The following is a 22178-nucleotide window of genomic DNA, read 5'->3' on the forward strand; positions in this document are numbered from 1 at the left end:
CCGAACCAGAGTGACTGGGATTCAAATCGGAAAAATTCGCACGCCGACCGCTTCGGGACTGAAGGTCATCCGAAGCCTGAGAACGCTTGAGCCCGGCATGCTAGCACAGATGAGCGGTCGCTCACGCCCTGATTTGGCAGAAGGCCAAATGTCCGTTTTTATGCCAGAGTGCTGAACTTGATCGGCCCTTGCGCCCTCAGATAACAAGACATTGACCCACAAGGAGCATCCTCGATGCGTCTGAAAAGCTTATTCGCCGCCGTCGCCCCCGTCGTTCTGCTGCTGCCACTGAGCGCCCATGCCGACTGGCCGAAGGGCGAGCGCGAGAAGTACATGGCCCAGTGCACCCAGGCTGCCACCCCACAAATCGGTGCTGCTGCAGCTAAATCGCACTGCGCTTGCGGTGCTGACGCCATCAAGTCCTATCCGGCCAGCGATATTCAGGCATTGATGGACAACAAGGCGGCTCCGGAACTGCAGCAGAAAGCCCTTGGTCAGATCGCCAAATGCAAGGCAAATACCCCGGCGAAAAAATAACAAAACCGAGCATCCTGATCGCTTGAAAGGCCGAAAAAAGTGTTGGAAATGAGCCTTTTTGGACGATTTATGCAGGTTTTACAGGTTTTTTTATCGTCTTTACGTTTCGCTGCAAGCCTTTCAAACCGGGGCTTTCAGCAGAAACAGGCGGTAAAGAAAACACGACTGATTGGCAAACAGCACGTCCGGGGGGCTACCAAAGCGAACATTTCGACTATGATACCCGGGTGTGCCCAGTTGGCCTGAGCAGCACAGTACTACTGAAAATATATGTTTCTTGGAGATACACCATGTCTAATCGCCAAACCGGCACCGTTAAATGGTTCAACGATGAAAAAGGCTTCGGCTTCATCACTCCTCAAGGTGGCGGTGACGACCTGTTCGTACACTTCAAAGCTATCGAATCCGACGGTTTCAAAAGCCTGAAAGAAGGCCAGACCGTCTCTTTCGTGGCTGAGAAAGGCCAAAAGGGTATGCAAGCTGCACAGGTTCGCCCAGAGTAATTTCTCGGCGCACTAAAAAAACCCCGTCCAGGTGACGGGGTTTTTTATGCCTGACACAAAAGCACTCAGCCGCAGTTGACGCGGGTAACTACCAGGCTGTTGTCAGTGTTCAGGTTCAGGCGGTCGGAGCGATATTCCAGCGTGATCATGTCGTTCGGCTTGAGGAAACGCGCATTTTGCGCTCCAGCCTTGGCACGCGCCTGATCCAGCAGCTCAGGAGATGCTTTCTTGCCAACGGCAAATTGTGCTGCCGATGCTTCGCAGCGGCTATTTCCGGATTCAGCCGCCACGGGCTCCTTTGCCGACTCGCTGGAGGTTGTGCTGCAACCGGCCAATAGAGCAGCGGCCATAAGTGCACCCAGTGTCGCGAACTTCAAAGGCATGAAGCCTCCTTGTTTTCAAATGTTTAAGCAGAGATCGTGCGACCGCCATCTCGGCGTTTGGTTTCACGGCCAGAGCCATGCCCTGCCCCACGAGCGGAAAAATGCCGAGTGTGCCTGAGCTGCCCTGCCCGGCTCATCAAACAATCGTGACTGAATATTAACGACGCTTAATAAACGTCGATGTAGTCAAAGGGCGGATTCGGCCAGTTGTCCCTGAGCGCGTTGAAAATCTGCATGACCCAGACTTCATCGCTGGCCGCGACCTTGCCGACATAGCCCGAGCCCTTCGCCCAGGTTTCAAGACGAAACAGCAGACCGTCGATATCCTGCCCGCCAGTCACGCTGGATAAATAGGCGATGCCGCCCTTGGTCACGCGCAATTGAGTATGTTCGTCGTCGCTGCCCGAGGCGAGCAATTGGCGCACAGCGTCGAGCGTGAGGCCGTCAGGGGTATTCAGATCGATCTGCACAACAGGGTCCTTGGTAGGCCGTAAAAGACCAAGTGTCGCATAGCACTCCGCTCATGCCTAAGTCGCAGTGCCAAACGCCGCGCAAAATGGTTAACTCGAAAAACAGACACCCTGACCTTCGAGCCTTCTCATGACCAGCCTCAGCATCGACGCCGACATCAAAGCCAAATGGGCAGACGGACACAGCTCTTATAGTCCTGGTACGACGGAAGAGCTGGCGCTGATCGGCATCGACCTGTTGGTCAAGGAGCTGGGAATCGAGGCGGCGCAGCAATTCATCAATCAGGTATTCGAACGATACCCGACCGTATCGGCCGAACACGCCCAGTGAAACCCGCAGGCAGCGGCCTGCGGGTCAGCGGACTTATTTGAGGCGCTTCAGGCGCTCGGTCAGCAGATCAAAGAATCCCTGGGCGTCGCCATTTTCGACCCAGAACGCATTCTTCGGTGCTTTCAGACCGTCGTACCAGTCGACAATGGTCTGGCCGAATGTCGGACCTTCCCGACTATCCACCACGACATTGACCGCCCGACCGGTAAACAGCTCAGGCTTGAGCAGGTACGCCACCACAGTCGCGTCATGCACCGGGCCGCCGGGAATGCCGTAGTGCTCCATATCGCCCTTGATGTATTCGTTGAGAATGTCGCCGACGATCTTGCTCGCATTGTTGTTCAGCGCGGCAATCTGCTTCAGGCGTGCATCACTGGTAAGGATCTTGTGCGTCACGTCCAGCGGCAGATACGTCAGCTTCACCCCGCTCTTGAGCACCACCTCGGCAGCCTGTGGATCAGCGAACAGGTTGAATTCGGCGACGGGGGTGATGTTGCCACCGTTGAAATGCGCCCCGCCCATGATCACCACTTCCTTGATGCCCTGAACGATCTCGGGCTCCTGGATCAGCGCCAGCGCCAGATTGGTCTGCGGACCGAGCATGGCGATGGTGATGCTGTGTGGCTTGGCCGATTTAAGGGTGTCGATCAGATAATTGACCGCATTGCCTTTCGCCAGGCCTTTTTTCGGTTCGTGAACCGTAACGCCCGACAAGCCTTCCTTGCCATGAATGTTCTCGGCGTAGATCGGCGTGCGCATCAGCGGTTTCGGCGCGCCGGCGTAAACCGGTACATCTTCGCGCCCCGCCCATTCGCGAGCCAATCGCGCGTTACGCGAAGTCTTGTCCAGACGCACATTCCCGGCCACCGTCGTCAGCGCGCGAATATTCAGTTCATCCGGCGACGCCAGAGCGAACAGCAAGGCGACCACGTCGTCAGCGCCAGGATCGGTGTCGATGATCAGGTCGATCTTTTCCGCCGCCTGAGCGCCGGTCGCAGTTAGCACGGACACAAGCAGCAGGCTCCGGATCAGTTGATGAAGTTTTTCAGCATAGCGTTGCATGGCGCATTCCTTGTGCAGGTGAATCGGAAATCAGAATGTAACCCCGGCGACCAGAACGATGTTGCAGTACGGCTGACATTCTCCTGTACGAATGATCGCCCTGGCCTGTCGGCTCAGCACCTTGAACTGTTCGTGGGTGAGCAGATCCCTACGGCCCAGGGCGCCCTCTTCGTTCAAGGCGTCCAGATCCGCCAGTGCCGTCGGTTGCTTGTCGAAGATCTCCTTGGCCAGCACATGGCTTTCCACCTGCATTTCGCTGAGCACGACTTTCAGTGTGCTGACGAAATCAGGGATGCCATGGGTCAGCGCCAGATCGATCAATTCGACACCCGGCGGCACCGGCAAACCGGCGTCGCCAATCACGACCATGTCACCGTGGCCAAGAGATGCGATCAGTCGCGACAGCGCGACGTTGAGCAGAGGAGTCTTTTTCATGCGGGTCTGAACGCCTGTACTTCGGACATGGTTGGAATGGAGGGTTGCGCACCGGCACGGGTGACCGACAGTGCAGCAGCAATCTGGCCATAGCGAATCGCCTCCGCCTCAGACTTGCCATTGGCCAGCGCTGCAGCGAAACCACCGACAAAGGTGTCGCCCGCCGCCGTGGTGTCCACCGCCTTCACGGTCGGTGCGGGAAAATGTTCGAAGCCTTTGCCATCGGCGAACAACGAACCCTGCGCGCCTAACGTGACGATGACTTTGCCCGCGCCCATGGCAATCAATTGAGTGGCGGCCGTTTCTGCCGACTGCAGCGAGTCGACAGCGAGCCCGCTCAATGCGGCTGCTTCGCTCTCGTTGGGAATCAGATAGTCGATGGCGGCGAACCAGTCTGCCGGCAACGGGCGACTGGCCGGCGCCGGGTTGAGGATTACGGTTTTGCCCAGTTCACGCGCACGCTTGAGCGCATGTCCGACCGTCGCATCGGGAATCTCGAGCTGGCAGATCACCACATCGGCGGCCTGCAACACCGCATCAAAACGGTCGATCACTGCCGGGGTCATCGCGCCGTTGGCACCGGCGACGATCACGATGGCGTTCTGGCTGTTGTCATCGACCACAATCAGCGCTACGCCACTGGAATCCTCCACGACGCTGACAGCCTGGCAATCGATGTGCTCGGCCAGCAACGCATCGCGCAACCGCACACCGTAGTCGTCATTCCCGACGCAACCGATCATCGCCACCTGCGCGCCCAGGCGCGCTGCGGCAACTGCCTGATTGGCGCCCTTGCCGCCGGAAACGGTGGCGAAGGTATGACCGATCAGTGTTTCACCGCCGCGAGGCAGCCGTGGCGCCCGGGTCACCAGGTCCATGTTCAGACTGCCTATTACCACTACATTTGCTGGCATACATCACTACTCATCAATTCGGTTTCAGCGATATTCGGTGAGCACGCCGGACAGCGGCGCGGTCGATTCGCGCAGGACAATGCTGGGAGTCACGATGCGTTGCTCGGTACCTGAATCAGGCGCAGCAATTCTTCGCAAGAGCACTTCGGCAGCCATTTCGCCGAGTTGCAGGATCGACTGGCCGACCGTGGTCAGCGCCGGATAGACATAACGACTCATTTGAATGTCATCGAAGCCGATCACCGATAACTCGGCCGGCACTCGCACGTTACGTTCGGCCGCTGCACGCAGCACACCGATGCCAATCATGTCGTTACCGGCAAAAATCGCACTCGGCGGATTGCTTTCAAGCAAGCGGGCGGCGGCGTTGTAACCACCGGTGCTGGTGAAGTCGCTCTCAAGCATGCGCTCCGCGCGCGCCTCGATTCCCGCCTCTTGCAGCGCCCGGCAATAACCGGCCTGACGCATTTGCGCCACGCTGGTACTCGCCGGACCACCGATGGTGGCGATGTCGCGATGCCCCAACTCAAGCAGGTGGCGCGTCGCCAGATAAGCGCCGTATTCGTGATCGATGCGCACCAGATCGGCATTCACACCCTCCAGGCCACGGTCGACGATCACCATCGGCGTCTTCACGCCCGCCAGCCCTTCTGCCAGACCGCTGTCACCGCCGGCGGAGGCAACGATCAAGCCGTCGATGCGCTTTTCCAGCAACACGCGCAAATAACTGCGCTGCTTTTCCGGGTTGTCGTCGGAGTTGCAGAGGATCACGCAGTAGCCATTACGCTCGCAATAATCCTCGATTCCCCGCGCCAATTCGGCGAAGTACGGGTTGAGGCTGTTGGGCACCAGCAGGCCGATGGTCGCCGTGGTTTTGGCTTTCAGCGAGCGCGCCACGGCACTGGGCACGTAGTCGAGGCTCTTGATCGCCGCCTCCACTTTGCGCCGCACTTCCTGACTCACCGGGCGGGTGTTGTTTACCACGTGCGACACGGTCGTGTAGGAAATGCCCGCGAGTGCCGCTACATCCTTGATCGTTGCCATGGTTCAGCCCCGGCGACTGGCGCGTTGACTGCGATAGGTGTCGAGCACCACGGCGATGACGATCACCGCACCGGTAATAATGCGCTTGGTCGGCTCCGTCGCACCAATCTGTGCGAGTCCGGCAGCGAGCACGGAAATGATCAACACGCCAAAGAAAGTGCTGATCACCGAACCGCGACCACCCATCAGGCTGGTGCCGCCGATGACCACGGCTGCGATCACTTGCAGCTCCAGGCCCGAACCTGCGTTCGGGTCAGCCGCTTCCAGACGCGAAATCTGAAACAGCGCAGCGATGCCCGCCAGCAAACCCATCAGGCTGAACACCAGAATCTTGTAGGGCTTGGGATTGATCCCGGCCAGACGCACCGCCTCTTCGTTGGTGCCGATGCCGATCAGGTAGCGACCGAAAACGGTGCGGGTCAAAACCGCCTGCGCGATGAAAATCACCAGCAAAGCGATGATGAACGAGGGGGAAATACCGAACGCGATCGGATTCGACAGCCAGGCAAACGCATCACCAATGTAAGCGGTACGCGAGCCGGTCATCTGATAGGCCACACCGCGGGCCATCTCCAGCACGCCGAGGGAGACGATGAACGACGGAATCCGCCAGGCCACGGTGATCGAGCCCGTGATGGTCCCGGCCAGAGCTGCTACCGCCATGCCGAGCAGGGCTGCCGGTAAAACGCTCCAGCCCCAACCGAGAATCGCAACGCTGACCGTAGATGCAGCCAGCGCCAGCACCGAGCCAACCGACAGGTCGATGCCGCCGATGATCAGCACGAAGGTCATGCCCACTGCCAGCACCATCAGGTCGGGAATCTGGTTGGCCAGGGTGCTGAACGTGTTGTACGAGAGGAAATGGCTGCTCAGGACCGAGAACAGCGCAATCATCGCCAGCAAGGCACCGGCCAGGCCCAGGTAAGTACCCAGGCCGAAAAAATTGCCACTACGTTTACTGGCAGAGGATGCAGTTTTCATGGGAGATCCCTAGGCGCTGCTTCGTTGAGCAACGCATCACGTTTTTGGTAGCCGGCGAATGCGGCGGCAAGCAAATCATCCTGGGTCCAGCTGTCGCGCTCGAAGGTGTCGATCAGGCGCCCCGCCGAGAGCACGCCGATCCGGTCGCAGATCAACATCAACTCGCGCAAGTCACTGGACACCACGACCAGCGCTTTGCCCTGACGGGTCAGTTCGCCGAGCAAACCGTAAATGTCGAACTTGGCGCCGACGTCGATACCGCGAGTCGGCTCGTCGAACAGCAGCACTGAGCAGTCGCGTTCCAGCCAGCGGCCGATCACGACCTTCTGCTGATTGCCGCCCGACAGCTCCGAGACCAATTGCGTCGGGCTCGAACTGCGGATGCGCATGGCCTCGATCTGACGCTGTGCCAGGGAGATTTCGTCGCCGTCATTGATGAACCCGCCACTGGATATTTCCGGCATGTTGCCCAAGGCAATGTTGGCGCTGATCGATTGACTGAGCAGCAGCCCTTCGCCCTTGCGATCCTCGGTGATCAGGGCAATGCCATTGCGCACGGCATCCACTGGCGAGCGAACACTCACAACTTTGGCCGGGGAGCCGAGCGCGATGGTTCCGCTGTCGGCCGTGTCGGCACCGAAGATCAGCCGCAGCAATTCCGTGCGCCCTGCCCCGATCAACCCGGAAATGCCGTAAATCTCTCCGGCACGCACTTCGAAGGAGACGTCACGGACTTTGTCCGAACGCGTCAGGCCGGTGACCGTCAACGCCGGAGCACCGATCTTGCGCGGCCCCATGTCGATGTGTTCGCCCAGTTCGCGACCGACCATCAAGGTGACCAGTTGCTCGCTGTTGTAGTTGGCCATCGGCTCGACGCAGACCAGATTGCCGTCACGCAGCACCGCAATGCGCTGTGCCACCCGCGCCAGTTCTTCGAGGCGGTGGGAAATATAAATGATGGAAACGCCACGGGCCTGCAATCGGGTAATCTGCTCGAAGAGCATTTCGACTTCGCGCGCCGTGAGCATCGCGGTCGGCTCATCGAGGATCAGCACGTGGCAGTCGCCGATCAGGTTGCGCGCGATTTCGACCATCTGCTGGTGACCGATACCGAGTTCGCCGACCAGCGTGTCCGGATCGATCGCATCGAGGCCGACCTGCGCCATGGCTTCGATCGCCGCCTTGCGCAATTGCTTGCGGCTGATCCAGCCAGCGCTGCTCGGCAGATTATCCAGAAAGAGGTTTTCCGCGACCGACAGCGTCGGCAACAGATTGAGTTCTTGCATGACCATGCGCACGCCAAGCTCTTCAGCCTGGGTACGGCTGCCCGGACGGTAGTCCTTGCCCTGGAATTGCATCTGGCCAGTGGTGGGCGTGACCAGACCACCAATGATTTTCGACAGGGTACTTTTGCCGGCACCATTTTCGCCGGTCAGCGCCAGTACTTCACCGCGCATCAGCGTCAGATCGATGCCGGTGAGCACCGGTTGCGCATAGGTCTTGCCGATACCGCTGACCGAGAGGACAGCGTTCGGAGCGGAAACTGACATAGGAATCTCCACGCGCTCGCCCGGACGGACGAGCGCCGTTGTATCGCCAGATGACTTACTTGGTGACCAGCTCGACCGGTGTTTCGATCACGCCGTTGGCACCGCTGTCGACTTTTTCGCCCTTGATGATCTTCAGCGCGGTTTCGATGCCGAACACGGCTTGCTTGGCAGCAAACTGGTCAGCCGTAGCCAGCACGCGACCGTCCTTGAGCATTGGCTTGATCGCGTTGATGTTGTCGTAACCGACGACCTGAACCTGGCCCGCCTTGCCGGCGGCACGGACCGCGGAAACGGCGCCGACCGCCATGCTGTCGTTACCGGCCAGCAGCGCTTTGACGTCCGGGTATTCGCTGAGGATCGAAGCCGCAACCTTGTTGCCCTTGTCGATCTCCCAATCACCGGATTGCAGCGAGACCACTTTGATCTGCGCGGCTTCCATCGCGTCCTTGAAACCGGCCGTGCGCGCCTGCGCGTTGGTGGTGGTGGACACGCCTTCGATGATACCGACCTGGTCGCCCGCCTTCAGTTGTTTGGCCAGGTATTCGCCAACCAGACGCGCACCCTTGCGGTTGTCCGGCCCTACGAACGGCACGTTGATGTTTTTGCTTTTTACCACGGCGGGATCGAGCTGATTGTCGATGTTGATTACGGTGATACCGGCGTCTACAGCCTTCTTGATCACCGGCACCATGGCTTTGGAGTCAGAAGGCGCGATCACCAGTGCGTTCACCTTGGCCAGGATCATTTGTTCGACGATGCGGGTCTGCCCGGCAGTGTCGGTTTCGTCCTTGATTCCGTTGGAAATCAGATCGAAATCGGCGGAGTGTTCTTTCTGATAGGCCTTGGCGCCGTCTTCCATGGTCAGGAAGAATTCATTGGCCAGGGATTTCATGACCAGCGCGACCTTTGGTTTTTCCGCAGATTCGGCGAACGCCGAAGAGACAGGTAGTGCAGCGGCGGTAGTAGCCAGCATAGCGACAGCAAGAAGACGTGCGGCGAAGGGCAGCTTCATGGGTTCACTCCGATCTTATGATTATTGTGAGCAACGTTTGCGCTGACGTAAGCTACATCACGGCAGTGTGCATCAGCCCTGTTGAAGCCGCGCAAACGTTTGCGTAGACCGAACTATGAGAATCCCGCCGACTTTTGTCAACAATCAGAAATCGACATTTGTTGTAGGGCGAATCGCTGACTCGCCCCTACGACACATTACGCGGTGGTGTTGACCAGGCCACCACTGGCGCCCTTGGACATTTCCTTGACCAGTGCACCGGCGACTTCCGTCATTGCCGCGCTGGTCTGCGCGATCTGCCCCTGAATGGACATGATGGCCTGGGACTTGGCTTCGGGCGTTGGATAACTCGCAGCCTGCGCTGCGGCCAATTGCTGCTGCTGTTCCTGAAGCTGCTTCTGCAACTCCTGCATGCGCTTGAGCAACGTCTTGACGGTGACGCTCTGGTTGCCGCCGCTCTCGGTTTTGGGCTCTTGCTGTACAGGACCGCCACCGGTTCTGACCTGATTTGTTTCGGTCTTCTCGGTACCCAGCGCCTGCGCCGCTGCCTCATTGGTCGCGTCGTTCAGGGTGTTGATCGTCGCTGCAGTTTTACCGCCGATGGTGACTGCAGCGGGATTGGCAAAACCGACCGTCAGTGACATGTGAACTCCTAAGATTTGGTTTCCTTGAGGACGCATCGGCCTGAGAGCACATTTCTTTAGCGGGTATTTGCTATTCAGCAGGCGTTAAGCGATTGCCTATCGGTGAGCCGAACACGAATCCGTCCGTCGTTCGGAATCCCGGATGGAACAGTCCGCAAGAACATTCCGACTCTCGACAAATATTGATTTAAATCATCGGGTTAAACATTTTCCGCAGGCACATTACCCATGGTATGAATCCTGCTCCCCTCCCTGCACCCCAAGCATTCAGATCGGCTTGGGGCGCATCTAGATGAACCTGCATCAGCACCGTCTCACGACTAGAGAGAAAAATAATGAAATCTGCTTTCAATACCTTGGTTCCGGGCGCATTGGCCCTACTGCTGCTCCTGCCCACTGCCCTTCAGGCAAAAGAAGTCGAAACCCAGACCAAACTGGCCAACGTCGTTGTCCTCGCTACGGGAGGCACGATCGCCGGCGCCGGCGCGAGCGCCGCAAACAGCGCCACCTATCAGGCAGCGAAAGTCGGTATCGAACAACTGATCGCCGGCATTCCCGAGTTGAGCAAACTGGCTAACGTGCGTGGCGAACAAGTCATGCAGATCGCATCGGAAAGCATCACCAATGACAACCTGCTGCAATTGGGCCGTCGCGTTTCCGAACTGGCGGACAGCAAGGACGTCGACGGCATCGTCATTACCCACGGCACCGACACCCTGGAAGAAACCGCGTACTTCCTGAACCTCGTCGAGAAGACCGACAAGCCAATCATCGTCGTCGGCTCGATGCGTCCTGGCACCGCGATGTCGGCAGACGGCATGCTCAACCTGTACAACGCTGTAGCCGTGGCGAGCAGCAAGGAAGCGCACGGCAAAGGCGTGCTGGTCACCATGAACGACGAGATCCAGTCCGGTCGCGACGTCAGCAAGATGATCAACATCAAGACCGAAGCATTCAAAAGTGCCTGGGGCCCGCTGGGCATGGTCGTCGAAGGAAAATCCTACTGGTTCCGCCTGCCGGCCAAGCGTCACACCATGGATTCGGAATTCGATATCAAGAACATCAAGAGCCTGCCTGACGTCGAAATCGCCTACTCCTACGGCAACGTCAGCGATACCGCCTACAAGGCACTCGCCCAATCCGGTGCCAAAGCGATCATCCACGCCGGCACGGGCAACGGTTCGGTATCCTCTCGCGTGGTCCCTTCCCTGCAAGCCTTGCGCAAGGATGGCGTGCAGATCATTCGTTCGTCCCATGTCAATGCCGGCGGTTTTGTCCTGCGTAACGCCGAACAGCCTGACGACAAATATGACTGGGTTGTCGCTCACGACCTGAACCCGCAAAAAGCCCGCATCCTGGCGATGGTCGCACTGACCAAGACCAACGACAGCAAAGAACTGCAGCGGATGTTCTGGGAATATTGATTGACCTTCGCCTGATCAGCTCTCGATCAGGCAATTGCTCACCACCTGCCGGACTTGGCGGGTGGTGGCTCCCTCACACGCTTCAAGCATTCTTCCCACAAAAAACTCGACGAGCCTTACACCAAAATCGGAAACCTGCTGTCAGAGGATTTTCTTGAATTTTAAGCAGTTGCGAAATCGCTTACAGTTAAATACTGTATGCACGTACAGCTTAATAAGGATAACCTCGTGGCCACCTCTCCTGCTGCTCCTGACGCCTACGAACGCATGGGTATGCGCGTTCAGAAAATCATCAATTCCCCTACCGCACAAAAAGCCAAAGCCGCACTGATTTTCCGTTTGCCGGATGAGCCGATGGATGACTGGGAGCGTTTGCTCGAGGAAATCGACGAGAACGACAACGTTACCCTCGCCTATCGCGATGACGGTGGCGTGCAGATTTTTTGGGTTGTGCCGAAGGAAGATTGATTCAATGAGTGTCCGCTGTGTTGCTTTGCTGTTGTTATTTTTTGCCGTGGGCGCCCAGGCTGGCGCCCCACGCACCTTTTCGGAAGCCAAGAAAGCGGCGTGGAAACTCTACGCACCGCAGTCCACGGAGTTTTACTGCGGCTGCAAGTACACCGGCAACAAGGTCGATCTGAAAGCTTGCGGTTACGTGCCGCGCAAGAACGCCAAGCGTGCATCGAGAATCGAATGGGAGCACATCGTGCCGGCCTGGCAGATCGGTCACCAGCGACAATGCTGGCAACAAGGCGGACGCAAGAATTGCACACGCTACGACCCGGTTTATCAAAAGGCCGAAGCTGATTTACACAATCTGGTGCCGAGCATTGGAGAGGTAAACGGTGACCGCAGTAACTTCAGCTATGGCTGGTTGCCGGTACAGTCCGGCCAGTACGGATCCTGCCTGACCCAAGTCGATTTCAAGGCGAAGAAGGTCATGCCCCGCCCTTCGATTCGCGGCATGATCGCCCGCACCTATTTTTATATGAGCAAACAATACGGACTGCGATTGTCGAAGCAGGATCGGCAGTTGTACGAGGCGTGGGACAAGACTTACCCGGTGCAGGACTGGGAGCGTCAGCGCAACCAGAGCGTGGCGTGCGTAATGGGACGCGGCAATGAATTTGTCGGCTCGGTAAATCTGAAAGCCTGCGGCTGATCGCAGCGCGAACAAAAAAGGCCTCGAGCGTTATGCTCGAGGCCTTTTTCATGTCCGGCGTTTACCTGGGTTGAAAGCGCTTCACTTATGGCGTGAGCGGATGCTCAATCACCACCGATTCAATATTTTGTTTCTTGGCTTTTACCAACGCTGCATCCACCTGCACCTTGCGCGCCTCGGCCTCGGCCTGAGAGTTGAACGGACCGATCAGGATTCGTGTTTTACCGCTGCCATCCTTGACGACCGTCGGAACGAAAGCGTGCTCGATCAACCAGCCGCTCAGGTCACTGACGGCCTGAGGCGTTTCGCCACGCACTTCCAGATCCCACTGTGGCGCGGCAGCCGCCGGCGCAGTTGCAACCTTCGTCTCGGGCTTCGGCGCATCTACATTTTTGCCTTCACCGCAGCCTGCCAATGCCAGTGCCGCTACCAGCCAAACCAATTTGCGCACAACGCTGTCCTCGGAATTCGTAAAGCGGCGATCTTATCATTCATAAATACTTCGCGAGCCCCGCAAAATGGGCACAAAACAACGAGAATGATGATTGCAGCCTCTGTATAGTTACGCCCTGGGAATTAATGCCGCATCTGCGCGTCAGAAAGAGGCACCCAAACCGTGAGACTTCGCACTAATCTATAGATACCACCGACCTCTGCACTGTCTGAATCAGGTGCCCTACAAAGCAATCAAGGAGAAGACCATGCTGATACTCACCCGCAAAGTCGGTGAAAGCATAAACATTGGTGATGACATCACGATCACCATCCTCGGAGTCAGCGGCCAACAGGTTCGCATCGGCATCAACGCTCCGAAAAACGTGGCAGTGCACCGTGAAGAAATTTACCAACGCATCCAGGCTGGCCTGACCGCTCCGGACAAGCCGCAAACGCCCTGAGCCACACTGCATCACGTAGCCAGTCCCTTTGCCGCCGCGCAAGACTGGCTAAAGATTCACGCGCCGTTTAGCCATCCGCATTCCCCCCCGCTGGGCACGGCGCCTGAAGCATGCTGACTGTCTTGATTTGCCCCCTCTAACTCCCTTGCGCCGATATTACCTTTCACTCCTGGAGCTGGCTGTCGGACGTTTCCGATACAGAGCGGAGAATTTCGCCCTCTAAGCGAATATCACCCCACGAGCCATGCCTGTGGCCGCGACCATCATCAAAACCAGAAGCAGCGCTTCAACGTGACTGATTCGCGCGTACAACCTCGCCCGTCCGGTATCAAGCGCTGCACCGCGCGAGGATGCGATGCGCCATTTGATCAGGGTGATCATCGGTGCAAGCTCCATGAGAAGGATCAGCACAAACAGCGTCATCTTCAGATGAAACAGCGGCTGATGCAGGTAATAGTCAGAGCCCTTCTCGTAACCGCCAAACGCACGCATCCCGCCCGTGACCAGCAGTGTCAAAGCCGCAAGTCCCCACAGGTTATCCGCGAGCAGAACTCGCTTGACGTCTTCATGACCCGCCGCGAGCTGGCTGAACGCTCTGCCGCGCGTCAGCACCGCCCAGACAGCCAGGGCAAACGCGAATAGATGAACAGCCGCAAGAACCCACTGACTCAGCATCGACGCACTCCCTTACAAAGAGTTGAATATCGGCCAGTCAGTAGTAGACGAAAAAGCGGGGCCTCGCCTGGAGGTCAGGGAGGGACAGGAGCCAAATGCCAAATCGCAGGCAAAAAAAATCCCAAGCAGCTGATGGAAGCTTGGGATTTAAAAATGCATAAACCGTGGTGGTGAACGCGGGATGGATGTTACTTAAATTCACAATCACCAACAAGGTTTTTTCGATAGCCGATTGGGGGAAAAAAGCTGTAAGCCTTTAAATACGCAGGCGTTTTCCACGACGGATCGGAAGCGGAGCGCACCAGAATGGCGCTTGATCGTTTTGCGGAAACACTAATCAGGCGGAATTGAACAAAGCGAGGCGAGATTACCAGAAGCAAGCGTTGTGCAAATCCCAGACAACAAAAAAGGGCCCACCTTTCGGTGAGCCCTTCTAGACCGCCCAGCAGAGCGGATTTTGTTTGGTAGGCGCGATTGGACTCGAACCAACGACCCCCACCATGTCAAGGTGGTGCTCTAACCAACTGAGCTACGTGCCTGCTGTGAGGCGGCATTCTACGGAATTCCGGAGGGGTGTCAACACCTTTTTTCCACCTAACCCTATGAATATGCAAAATATTTAATTTCGGCTTAGCAACGAAGATTTTCCGGTGGCTGGCGGAGGTTTTTCAACTCGGGTAGGATCGACGCACTCGTAAAATATATTAAACAGAGGCGGCAGGATGGCGAACACCCAATACCCAGAGTCTTATTACGCCGCGTCGGCCAATGCCGTACCGCCACGTCCTGTGCTGCAGGATGATGTGGAGACGGACGTCTGTGTGATCGGTGCCGGGTATACCGGGCTGTCTTCCGCCTTGTTCCTGCTGGAGAACGGTTTTCGCGTAACCGTACTGGAAGCCGCCAAGGTCGGTTTCGGTGCCTCGGGGCGCAATGGTGGGCAGATCGTCAACAGCTACAGCCGCGACATTGATGTCATCGAGCGCACCGTCGGTCCCAGGCAAGCGCAACTGCTCGGTGAAATGGCCTTTGAAGGCGGCCGGATCATTCGCGAGCGCGTGGCGAAATACAACATCCAGTGCGACCTGAAGGACGGCGGTGTGTTCGCCGCCCTCTCCGCCAAACAGATGGGTCACCTTGAATCGCAGAAACGCCTGTGGGAACGCTTCGGACACAAGCAGCTGGAGCTGATGGACCAACGCCGCATCCGCGAGGTCGTCGGTTGCGATCAATACGTTGGTGGCATGCTCGATGTGAGTGGCGGCCACATCCATCCGCTGAATCTGGCGCTCGGTGAAGCGGCGGCGGTCGAGTCTCTCGGCGGCACCATCTACGAGCAATCTCCCGCCGTGCGCATCGAACGCGGCGCCAATCCGGTTGTGCATACGCCGCAAGGCAAGGTCAGGGCCAGGTTCATCATCGTTGCCGGCAATGCCTACCTCGGTAATCTGGTGCCGGAACTGGCGGCCAAATCGATGCCGTGTGGCACTCAGGTGATCACCACCGAGCCTTTGGGCGATGAGCTGGCGAAGGCGCTTTTGCCGCAGGATTACTGCGTGGAGGACTGCAACTATCTCCTCGACTACTATCGCCTGACCGCCGACAAGCGCTTGATCTTCGGCGGCGGCGTGGTTTATGGCGCTCGCGATCCGGCAAACATCGAAGCGATCATTCGCCCGAAGATGCTCAAGGCTTTCCCGCAACTCAAGAACGTCAAGATCGATTACGCCTGGACCGGCAACTTCCTGCTGACCCTTTCGCGCCTGCCGCAGGTCGGACGCTTGGGCGACAACATCTATTACTCGCAGGGTTGCAGCGGTCACGGCGTTACCTACACGCATCTGGCGGGCAAAGTCCTCGCCGAAGCGTTGCGCGGTCAGGCCGAGCGTTTCGATGCCTTTGCCGACCTGCCGCACTACCCCTTCCCCGGCGGGCAACTGCTGCGCACACCGTTTGCCGCGCTGGGCGCGTGGTACTACGGGCTGCGCGATAAATTCGGGATGTAAAAAAGGGCCGCGTAGTGCGGCCCTTTTCATTTACACACGGAACTCAGAGCTGATCCCGAGCAATTCCGCTGCGAATCCTCAGGATATCAGCCAGCACCGCCAAAGCGATTTCCGCCGGCGTCTTGCTGCCGAGGTTCAGGCCGATCGGCGCGTGAATCCGCGCCAGCTCCACCTCCCCCAGACCGCCAATGCGGCGTAAGCGCTCGAAGCGTTTCTGCGATGTTTGCAGAGACCCCATTACACCGATGTAGAACGCCTCGGTGCGCACCGCTTCCATCATCGCCAGATCGTCGATACGCGGATCGTGGGTCAGCGCCACCACCGCGGTGTCGCGATGACAGCCACCGTCGGCAATGAACACCGAAGGCAACTGCCGACGGATCTCCACACCATCGAGCACGACACCTTCGAGCACTTCATCGCGCGGATCGCAGAGAATCACTTCGAAGCCAAGCCCTACCGCGAACTCGGCACAGGCCTGCGCCACACTGGAATAGCCAGCGAGCAACAAGCGCTGTGCTGCGCCGATACGAATGCGCACCCGGTCGATCTCACGCTCGATCCGCGCGCCCTGCTCACGGTCAGCAAACAGAGTACGCGCACCGCTGGTCAGATCGACTTCGCGAAGCAGACGACGCTGCCCCAGCAGCGCCGATTCCAGTTCACGCAGATGCGCCTGCACCTCGCAGTCGGCGTCAAGTTTCTCTACCAACACATCGAGAATGCCACCACAAGGCAGGCTGACCCGCGATCGTGAATCGTTGCCTTCGCCGTAGCGCACGACGCTGACCGCCTCGAGAAACGCACCTTCGGCGACGCGCTGAAGAAAATCCTCCTCGACGCAACCTCCCGACAGCGAGCCGATCCACTGCCCGCCGTCGTTCACCGCCAGCAGCGAACCCGGCGCGCGCGGTGCCGAGCCGTAAGTGCTCAGCACCGTGCACAGCCAGATTCGCTGCCCGGCCACCGACCATTCCAGCGCCCGGCGCACCACTTGCAGATCGAGATGCTGCATATCAGTGGGCCTTGTGCTCGACGCTTGGCGCGTCGGCTTGCAGCTTCTGCACGTCACTCACTGCCAGCTCACCACTCTGACCACCCCAACCCTGACGCAGGTAGTTGAGCAGATCGGTCAATTGCGCCGGACTGAGCTTGTCGGCAAAACCCGACATCGGCTGCATGTGCTCGAACCCGGAGAACTTCTGTTCGCCAATGCCATCTTCGATCACTCGCAACAGGTTGCGCGGATCGTCCAGGCGCAACGTGGTGTTACCGCGCATGGCCACTGCGATGTGCGGCTTGCCTTCACCGCCAGCGGCGTGACAACCGGCGCAGACGTTGAGGTATTCCTGACGGCCGCGCTGGGCACTCGGGCTGAGCTTGTCCAGCGGCACTTCGACGAGCTCTTTGGCTGCCGGCGGTTGTTCGCCAAGCAGGAACGTCGCCATTGCCGCCAGATCAGCATCGCTCAAACCCTGAGTGCTGTTGTGAAACACCGGGAACATTTCGTTGAACATCGTTCCTTGCGCGCTCATGCCGTGCTTGAGAAACGTGCTCAGATCCTGCTGATTCCAGCCGCGCGCGGCCAGGTCAGTGGCCAACAGGCTCGGCGCCAGATAACCATTAAGGATGCCTCCGGTCATGCGCTTGTCCATTTGCATCGCGCCGGGCAGGCCGCGTGGCGTGTGACATTCACCGCAGTGACCGAGGACATCGACCATATATTGGCCGCGCTTCCAAGCCTCACTTTTGCCTTCGGCGGGCTCAAGCTTGACGTCTTTGCCATAGAGCATGTTCCAGCCGGTCAGGCCCAGACGCACGTTGAACGGAAAGCTCAGGCTGGTTACCGGTGCTGCGCGTTCGATCGGCGCGATGGTTTTCAGATACGCGTGAATCGCATCGGAATCGGCGCGCGGCATCAGGTGGTATGAGGTGTACGGCATCGCCGGATAGAGATTGGCACCGTCGCGACGCTTGCCTTCGGTCAGTGCAGCGAAGAACTCGTCATCGCTGTACAGACCGATGCCGTGCTCTTTGCTCGGGGTGATGTTGGTACCGTAGATCGTGCCGAACGGCGAGACGATCGGCAGGCCGCCGGCATAGGGCGCGCCGCCCGGTGCGGTGTGGCACGCCATGCAATCGGCGGCGCGAGCGAGGTATTCGCCGCGCTTGACCTGATCGTCGGCGTGGGCAAAAAACGCTGGCGCAGCGACGCCAACCGCTAGGGCCAAGCGGGTCAGTAAACGCTTCATGCTCAACCCTCCTTGACCAGGCCGAGATCGCTCAGCACGTTGCGCGTGGCGTTGTAATAACGCACGTACCCGGTGCAGCGGCAGACGTGGTGGCCAAGACTGTCCTCGATCACCTGTTCAAGCTGACTTTTGACGATCGGCTGACGTTGCAGCTTCTCGACCAGCACGGTCGCGGCGTTGACGAAGCCCGGCGCGCAGTAGCTGCACTGGAAGGCGAACTCGTCGACGAAGCGCTGCTGGATCGGGTTCAGCTCAGTGACCTGGCCCTGCTCGTCGCGTTTGGCGTGGCCTTCGATCGTACGGACTTTTTTGCCCTCGAAGTAATGCGCACCGGTGATGCAGGTGCGCACTTCTTCGCTGGTGCCGTCGGGGTTATCGACGATCACCACGCAGGCGTGGCAGATGCCCTGGCCGCAGCCCAGACGCGAGCCGGTGAGGTTTTTGTATTCGTGCAGGTAGTCGATCATCGGCAGGTCATCAGGGATGTCCACCGGGCCGACGGATTGACCATTGAGGGTCAGTTGAAGCGGACGGTTAGCCATTGAGGGCCTCCTTGATGCGCGCAGCAGTGATGGGCAGGTCGCGAACACGTTTACCGATGGCATGCGCCACGGCGTTACCGATGGCACCGACAATCGGGATCATCACCACTTCGGCGATGCCTTTGGACGGATCGCTCGGCGACAGCGGCGGCAGGATCTCCGCAGTCTGCTTCCACACCGCTACGTGACGGGCCATCGGCAAACGGTAACGGTTGAAGTTCCAGTCACCCTCCCCCGGACCGCCTTCATACAACGGCATCTCTTCCATCAGCGCATGACCAATACCCATGGCGATGCCACCTTCGAGCTGGCCCTTGACCAATTCTTCCACCAGCACGCGGCCGCACTCGATCCACGAATGGTGATTGAGCACTTCGACTTCCGCCGAGCCTTTGTTGACCTTCAGCTCGACCAGAGTGGCGACCGGGCTGTAATAGGTCACGGCGGCGTTGTTCAACTGCACCACCGGGTAATTGACGTTCTGCCGATCGAGCAGGTGGAAGCCAGCACTGTTCATCTGCGCCTTCTTCCCTTGCGGCGCGCCATCACCGTACTTCACCGCCAGACCGTCGAGCGGCAGGCGCTCGCGCACGCCGTCGATGCTGTACTCGGCCTCGGCCCAGCTCCAGCGGTTGAAACCATGCACCGTGGCGCCCGTCACCAGACCGCGTTCGTGGGCGCGTTGGGCCAGCTCCTCGAAGCTCAGCGGCTGCATGCCGTTGGCGGTCAGCTTGCCGTCGACCCAATGCGCATCTTCCCGGCGCACTACGTAAGGGTTGGCCTGGCCGCCGTACGGACCCTGGCGCCAGATCTCCAGTGCCGCCGGCCATAAACCGTGGTTGAACAGCACGCGCGCCGCTTCCCGGGTTGCATGGCTGAAGTAATAGGCGGAGTTGGTCGCCGACGACGCTGAGGCCAGCTTGCCGACCCAGCGCGGGTTGCGCAGCAGATTGTCCTGCTCGGCCTGGCTCATGATGTACGGGTTGCCGCTGGTGATCAGCTGCATTTCCTGCCATTCGGTTTCGCCGGTCTTCACATCGTGCGCCGGGCTGCCGAGGAAATCGGCGACGACCAAGGCTTGCGAAGTGGACATGCCGGTGCCGATTTCGATACCGATGTGGCGCAGGGTGATGCGCCCGTCCGCGGTGAATTCGATGCTGGCCATCGGCGCTTCGGAGCCGGTACCGAAGTCTTTCTGGCAGATGGCGAAACCGACGCCGTACCAGTTATCCGGGTCTGCCGCTTCACGTTGTTGCTTGATCGCGTCGCGGCTTTTCCAGACCTCGTGCACCGAGGCCTTGTCGAGAATTTCGTGCAGACGCAACGCACCGGCCGGAATCGCACCCTGGGTGTTTTTCATGCCGGAACGCAACGCATTCTTGCGGCGCAAATCGATCGCGTCGACACCCAGACGATTGGCGATCTCGTCGACCATCATTTCGGTCGCCGCCATGCTTTGCAGGGTGCCGTAACCACGCATCGAACCTGCCTCTACCGCCCGCGAGTGATACGCGGTGACTTGCAGATCGTTCTGCGGCATGTAGTAGATCGACTGCGCTGCGGTGGCGCCCACTGCTGCCACAGATGGGCTGTAGTTGACGCGGCCACCGCCGTCGACGCTCATCTCGGCGCGGAAAATCTTGAAGGTGTAGTCGTTCTTGTCCACGGCCAACTGGTAGCGGATGTCGAACGGGTGACGCTTGATGCCGCTCTGGAACTGCTCGTAGCGGTCGTTGGCCAGACGCACCGGCACACCGCCGCCGTACAGGGCGGCCAAGGCTGCGTAGTAGACAAAAATGTTGTGGTCTTTGGAGCCATAGCCAACGGTATAGCCTGGGTGCATGTTCAGATTGGCCAGGCCAAACCGCGACGGCCCGATCATCTTCGCGGTCTCGGTCGCGACTTCCAGCGGGCACTGCGTCGCCACGACGAAATGCAGGGTTTTGGTTTTCGGGTCGTACCAGCCGTTGCCGTTATCCGGCTCGAGTGCCGCCGGTTCGATCGACGGGGTTTTGTAGCGCTCATCGAACACCAGCCAGTTGTCTGGCGGCGTGTCGATCTCCTGCTTCATGCGGTCGGCGTAGAACAGCCCGCGCTCGGTGAGGTTGCCGTGCAGGTTCGGCGAGGCATTCCACACCGGACGGCGGTTCTTCAGCATCGGGAACAGGATCGAATCCTTCAGGCTGGCGAATTCGTCTTCGTCCGCCGAGGTCGCGCCGCCGACGCGCACGTAGCGGAAGCTGCCGTATGGATCGCCTTCGTAGAACGGCACTTTGGCGCCGTAACGAATCGCTTTGTCATTGAATTTCAGTTGGTTCTTGGCCTGACGAAAACGCTCGAAATCGTTCCAGATCAGGATGGCCACCGGGTGACCGATGAACATCGGCACTTTCCCTTCGGGAAGCAATGGATCGGGAGCGTGCTCTTCGGGGAAGACGATGCCGTCCTTGTCCAGATCGGCAGCGGTGACGATGCGATCCGGCTGCAGCTCGGCGCCGAGCCACGACAGGTCGTAGCCTGCATAGATGCGGTCGGCCTTGATGGTTTTCAGCAGCATCGCGTGGCCCTGTTGCTCAGGCCAGCCGGGCATGTCCTTGGCACGGATGTCACGGGCGAAGACTTTGCTGCCGCAGACCTTGGACAGGGCGTCGTTGCGTTGCCGCGCCTTGCCATTGTTGCCGAGCCATTTCTCGGACGGCACGGTGACGCTGTTTTCCATCAAGGCAGCCAGCGCCTGACTGCTGAGCGGCGTAAGCGTAACGCTCACACCCGCCACCAGCCCGCCCTGGAGGAACGAGCGCCGGGATATTTCACGGTTGGACATGGATCATCCTCTGGGCGGTTATAGGTCCGCCCTTGTGGTTATCTACTGGGGATCTCGAGTCGTGCAGAAGCTCTTTCTGGCGAAGCAAAGAGCTGTGTTGACAGTGCAAAGCTGACCGAAAGGTTAACTTTAAAGGTTTCCGCGCCCGCAGCAAACAACCAGTTACAAAAACCTGACTAAATAATCAAAAAAATCAATGCGACGTGGTATCGCAGCAATTTGGTTTGGAATCAAATCCTTGTAGGAGTGAGCCTGCTCGCGATGGCGGTGTATCAGTTGCGGATACCGGCGACTGGAATATAGCTATCGCGAGCAGGCTCACTCCTACAGAAGGATTTGTGCAGGAGTTCGAGAGAGGAATAGCCAAATTTCAGACACAAAAAACCCCGGTCTTTCGACCAGGGTCTTTGCTATCGATCCGATTCAGCCTGTGGCTGGTTTCGGCGCTTCAAGGCGTTCAGTGGTCCTTGAGGCAGATATGGCGCAGCGGACGGGACTCGAACCCGCGACCCCCGGCGTGACAGGCCGGTA

At 58.7% G+C, this 22178-nt stretch carries 24 protein-coding genes and 1 tRNA gene; 8 read left to right on the forward strand and 17 right to left on the reverse strand.

The features are described from left to right. Positions 1-234: 234 nt before the first annotated feature. Both QRN33_RS10025 and QRN33_RS10030 read left to right on the forward strand, forming a co-directional pair. Complete coding sequence (locus QRN33_RS10025) at positions 235-537, forward strand: hypothetical protein (RefSeq protein ID WP_042609454.1); 303 nt, start codon at positions 235-237, stop codon at positions 535-537. A 290-nt stretch (positions 538-827) separates the two neighbouring features. Next, a complete protein-coding gene (locus QRN33_RS10030; protein ID WP_003179963.1) occupies positions 828-1040 on the forward strand; it encodes a cold-shock protein in 213 nt (70 codons plus the stop codon). Positions 1041-1105: 65 nt separating this feature from the next. Here the strand turns inward: QRN33_RS10030 and QRN33_RS10035 are convergent, their stop codons facing one another. Beyond that, positions 1106-1423: an I78 family peptidase inhibitor gene (locus tag QRN33_RS10035; protein WP_042609453.1), complete on the reverse strand. Its 318-nt coding sequence runs from the start codon at positions 1421-1423 to the stop codon at positions 1106-1108. A gap of 167 nt (positions 1424-1590) precedes the next feature. After that, the gene (locus tag QRN33_RS10040; protein WP_123418622.1) at positions 1591-1893 is read right to left on the reverse strand and encodes a hypothetical protein; all 303 of its coding nucleotides are present in this window, start codon (positions 1891-1893) and stop codon (positions 1591-1593) included. Positions 1894-2023: 130 nt separating this feature from the next. On the opposite strand from QRN33_RS10040, the gene QRN33_RS10045 reads away from it, so the two are divergent. Then, on the forward strand, positions 2024-2224 hold the full coding sequence (locus QRN33_RS10045; protein ID WP_042609451.1) for a hypothetical protein: 201 nt from the start codon (positions 2024-2026) through the stop codon (positions 2222-2224). Positions 2225-2257: 33 nt separating this feature from the next. On the opposite strand, the gene QRN33_RS10050 is transcribed toward QRN33_RS10045, so the two are convergent. The 8 genes from QRN33_RS10050 to QRN33_RS10085 all read right to left on the reverse strand — a co-directional run bounded on the left by QRN33_RS10050 (position 2258) and on the right by QRN33_RS10085 (position 9866). Beyond that, entirely contained in the window at positions 2258-3286 is a 1029-nt protein-coding gene (locus QRN33_RS10050) for a nucleoside hydrolase (RefSeq protein WP_064363937.1), read from the reverse strand. A 30-nt stretch (positions 3287-3316) separates the two neighbouring features. Further along, positions 3317-3721, reverse strand: coding sequence for a D-ribose pyranase (rbsD, locus tag QRN33_RS10055; RefSeq protein ID WP_041478553.1), 405 nt, complete (start codon positions 3719-3721; stop codon positions 3317-3319). Continuing rightward, the gene (gene rbsK / locus QRN33_RS10060) at positions 3718-4635 is read right to left on the reverse strand and encodes a ribokinase (RefSeq protein WP_285408311.1); all 918 of its coding nucleotides are present in this window, start codon (positions 4633-4635) and stop codon (positions 3718-3720) included. The genes rbsD and rbsK overlap by 4 nt, the downstream gene beginning before the upstream one ends. 24 nt (positions 4636-4659) lie before the next feature. Beyond that, positions 4660-5679 carry a LacI family DNA-binding transcriptional regulator gene (locus QRN33_RS10065; protein WP_285408313.1) on the reverse strand — a complete coding sequence of 340 codons (1020 nt, stop codon included), beginning with the start codon at positions 5677-5679 and terminating at the stop codon, positions 4660-4662. 3 nt (positions 5680-5682) lie between these two features. Further along, on the reverse strand, positions 5683-6660 hold the full coding sequence (locus QRN33_RS10070; protein ID WP_016774040.1) for an ABC transporter permease: 978 nt from the start codon (positions 6658-6660) through the stop codon (positions 5683-5685). Beyond that, the gene (locus tag QRN33_RS10075; RefSeq protein ID WP_042609447.1) at positions 6657-8210 is read right to left on the reverse strand and encodes a sugar ABC transporter ATP-binding protein; all 1554 of its coding nucleotides are present in this window, start codon (positions 8208-8210) and stop codon (positions 6657-6659) included. The genes QRN33_RS10070 and QRN33_RS10075 overlap by 4 nt, the downstream gene beginning before the upstream one ends. 55 nt (positions 8211-8265) lie before the next feature. Beyond that, positions 8266-9222, reverse strand: coding sequence for a sugar ABC transporter substrate-binding protein (locus QRN33_RS10080; protein ID WP_285408316.1), 957 nt, complete (start codon positions 9220-9222; stop codon positions 8266-8268). 197 nt (positions 9223-9419) lie between these two features. After that, positions 9420-9866 carry a hypothetical protein gene (locus QRN33_RS10085; RefSeq protein ID WP_285408318.1) on the reverse strand — a complete coding sequence of 149 codons (447 nt, stop codon included), beginning with the start codon at positions 9864-9866 and terminating at the stop codon, positions 9420-9422. A 335-nt stretch (positions 9867-10201) separates the two neighbouring features. On the opposite strand from QRN33_RS10085, the gene QRN33_RS10090 reads away from it, so the two are divergent. The 3 genes from QRN33_RS10090 (at position 10202) to QRN33_RS10100 (ending at position 12452) form a co-directional block, all read left to right on the forward strand. After that, complete coding sequence (locus tag QRN33_RS10090; protein WP_039762072.1) at positions 10202-11290, forward strand: asparaginase; 1089 nt, start codon at positions 10202-10204, stop codon at positions 11288-11290. A 198-nt stretch (positions 11291-11488) separates the two neighbouring features. Then, positions 11489-11758: a DUF1654 domain-containing protein gene (locus tag QRN33_RS10095; protein WP_016774035.1), complete on the forward strand. Its 270-nt coding sequence runs from the start codon at positions 11489-11491 to the stop codon at positions 11756-11758. Between the two features lie 4 nt (positions 11759-11762). Beyond that, entirely contained in the window at positions 11763-12452 is a 690-nt protein-coding gene (locus tag QRN33_RS10100) for an endonuclease (protein ID WP_016774034.1), read from the forward strand. A gap of 85 nt (positions 12453-12537) precedes the next feature. Here the strand turns inward: QRN33_RS10100 and QRN33_RS10105 are convergent, their stop codons facing one another. Further along, on the reverse strand, positions 12538-12903 hold the full coding sequence (locus QRN33_RS10105; RefSeq protein ID WP_083353158.1) for an SPOR domain-containing protein: 366 nt from the start codon (positions 12901-12903) through the stop codon (positions 12538-12540). A gap of 250 nt (positions 12904-13153) precedes the next feature. On the opposite strand from QRN33_RS10105, the gene csrA reads away from it, so the two are divergent. Beyond that, a complete protein-coding gene (gene csrA, locus QRN33_RS10110) occupies positions 13154-13348 on the forward strand; it encodes a carbon storage regulator CsrA (protein ID WP_003179932.1) in 195 nt (64 codons plus the stop codon). A gap of 219 nt (positions 13349-13567) precedes the next feature. On the opposite strand, the gene QRN33_RS10115 is transcribed toward csrA, so the two are convergent. Continuing rightward, positions 13568-14023, reverse strand: a complete 456-nt coding sequence (locus QRN33_RS10115) for a DUF2214 family protein (protein WP_123418631.1) — start codon at positions 14021-14023, stop codon at positions 13568-13570. 462 nt (positions 14024-14485) lie between these two features. Next, a tRNA-Val gene (locus tag QRN33_RS10120) sits at positions 14486-14562 on the reverse strand. Positions 14563-14745: 183 nt separating this feature from the next. Between QRN33_RS10120 and QRN33_RS10125 the strand changes: the two genes are divergently transcribed. Continuing rightward, positions 14746-16029, forward strand: a complete 1284-nt coding sequence (locus QRN33_RS10125; RefSeq protein WP_285408325.1) for an NAD(P)/FAD-dependent oxidoreductase — start codon at positions 14746-14748, stop codon at positions 16027-16029. A gap of 43 nt (positions 16030-16072) precedes the next feature. On the opposite strand, the gene QRN33_RS10130 is transcribed toward QRN33_RS10125, so the two are convergent. From QRN33_RS10130 to QRN33_RS10145, 4 genes are read right to left on the reverse strand one after another with little or no spacing between them, the layout of a single operon-like run. Beyond that, entirely contained in the window at positions 16073-17044 is a 972-nt protein-coding gene (locus tag QRN33_RS10130; RefSeq protein WP_285408327.1) for an XdhC family protein, read from the reverse strand. Position 17045: 1 nt separating this feature from the next. Further along, positions 17046-18281 (reverse strand): c-type cytochrome, encoded by a 1236-nt coding sequence (locus tag QRN33_RS10135; RefSeq protein WP_285408330.1) that lies wholly within the window; start codon positions 18279-18281, stop codon positions 17046-17048. A gap of 2 nt (positions 18282-18283) precedes the next feature. Next, positions 18284-18823, reverse strand: a complete 540-nt coding sequence (locus QRN33_RS10140) for a (2Fe-2S)-binding protein (RefSeq protein WP_065615018.1) — start codon at positions 18821-18823, stop codon at positions 18284-18286. Beyond that, the gene (locus QRN33_RS10145) at positions 18816-21647 is read right to left on the reverse strand and encodes a xanthine dehydrogenase family protein molybdopterin-binding subunit (protein ID WP_285408332.1); all 2832 of its coding nucleotides are present in this window, start codon (positions 21645-21647) and stop codon (positions 18816-18818) included. The genes QRN33_RS10140 and QRN33_RS10145 overlap by 8 nt, the downstream gene beginning before the upstream one ends. Positions 21648-22178 lie beyond the last annotated feature (531 nt).

The organism is Pseudomonas sp. FR229a (genome assembly GCF_030209115.1).
Classification (GTDB): domain Bacteria; phylum Pseudomonadota; class Gammaproteobacteria; order Pseudomonadales; family Pseudomonadaceae; genus Aquipseudomonas; species Aquipseudomonas moraviensis_A.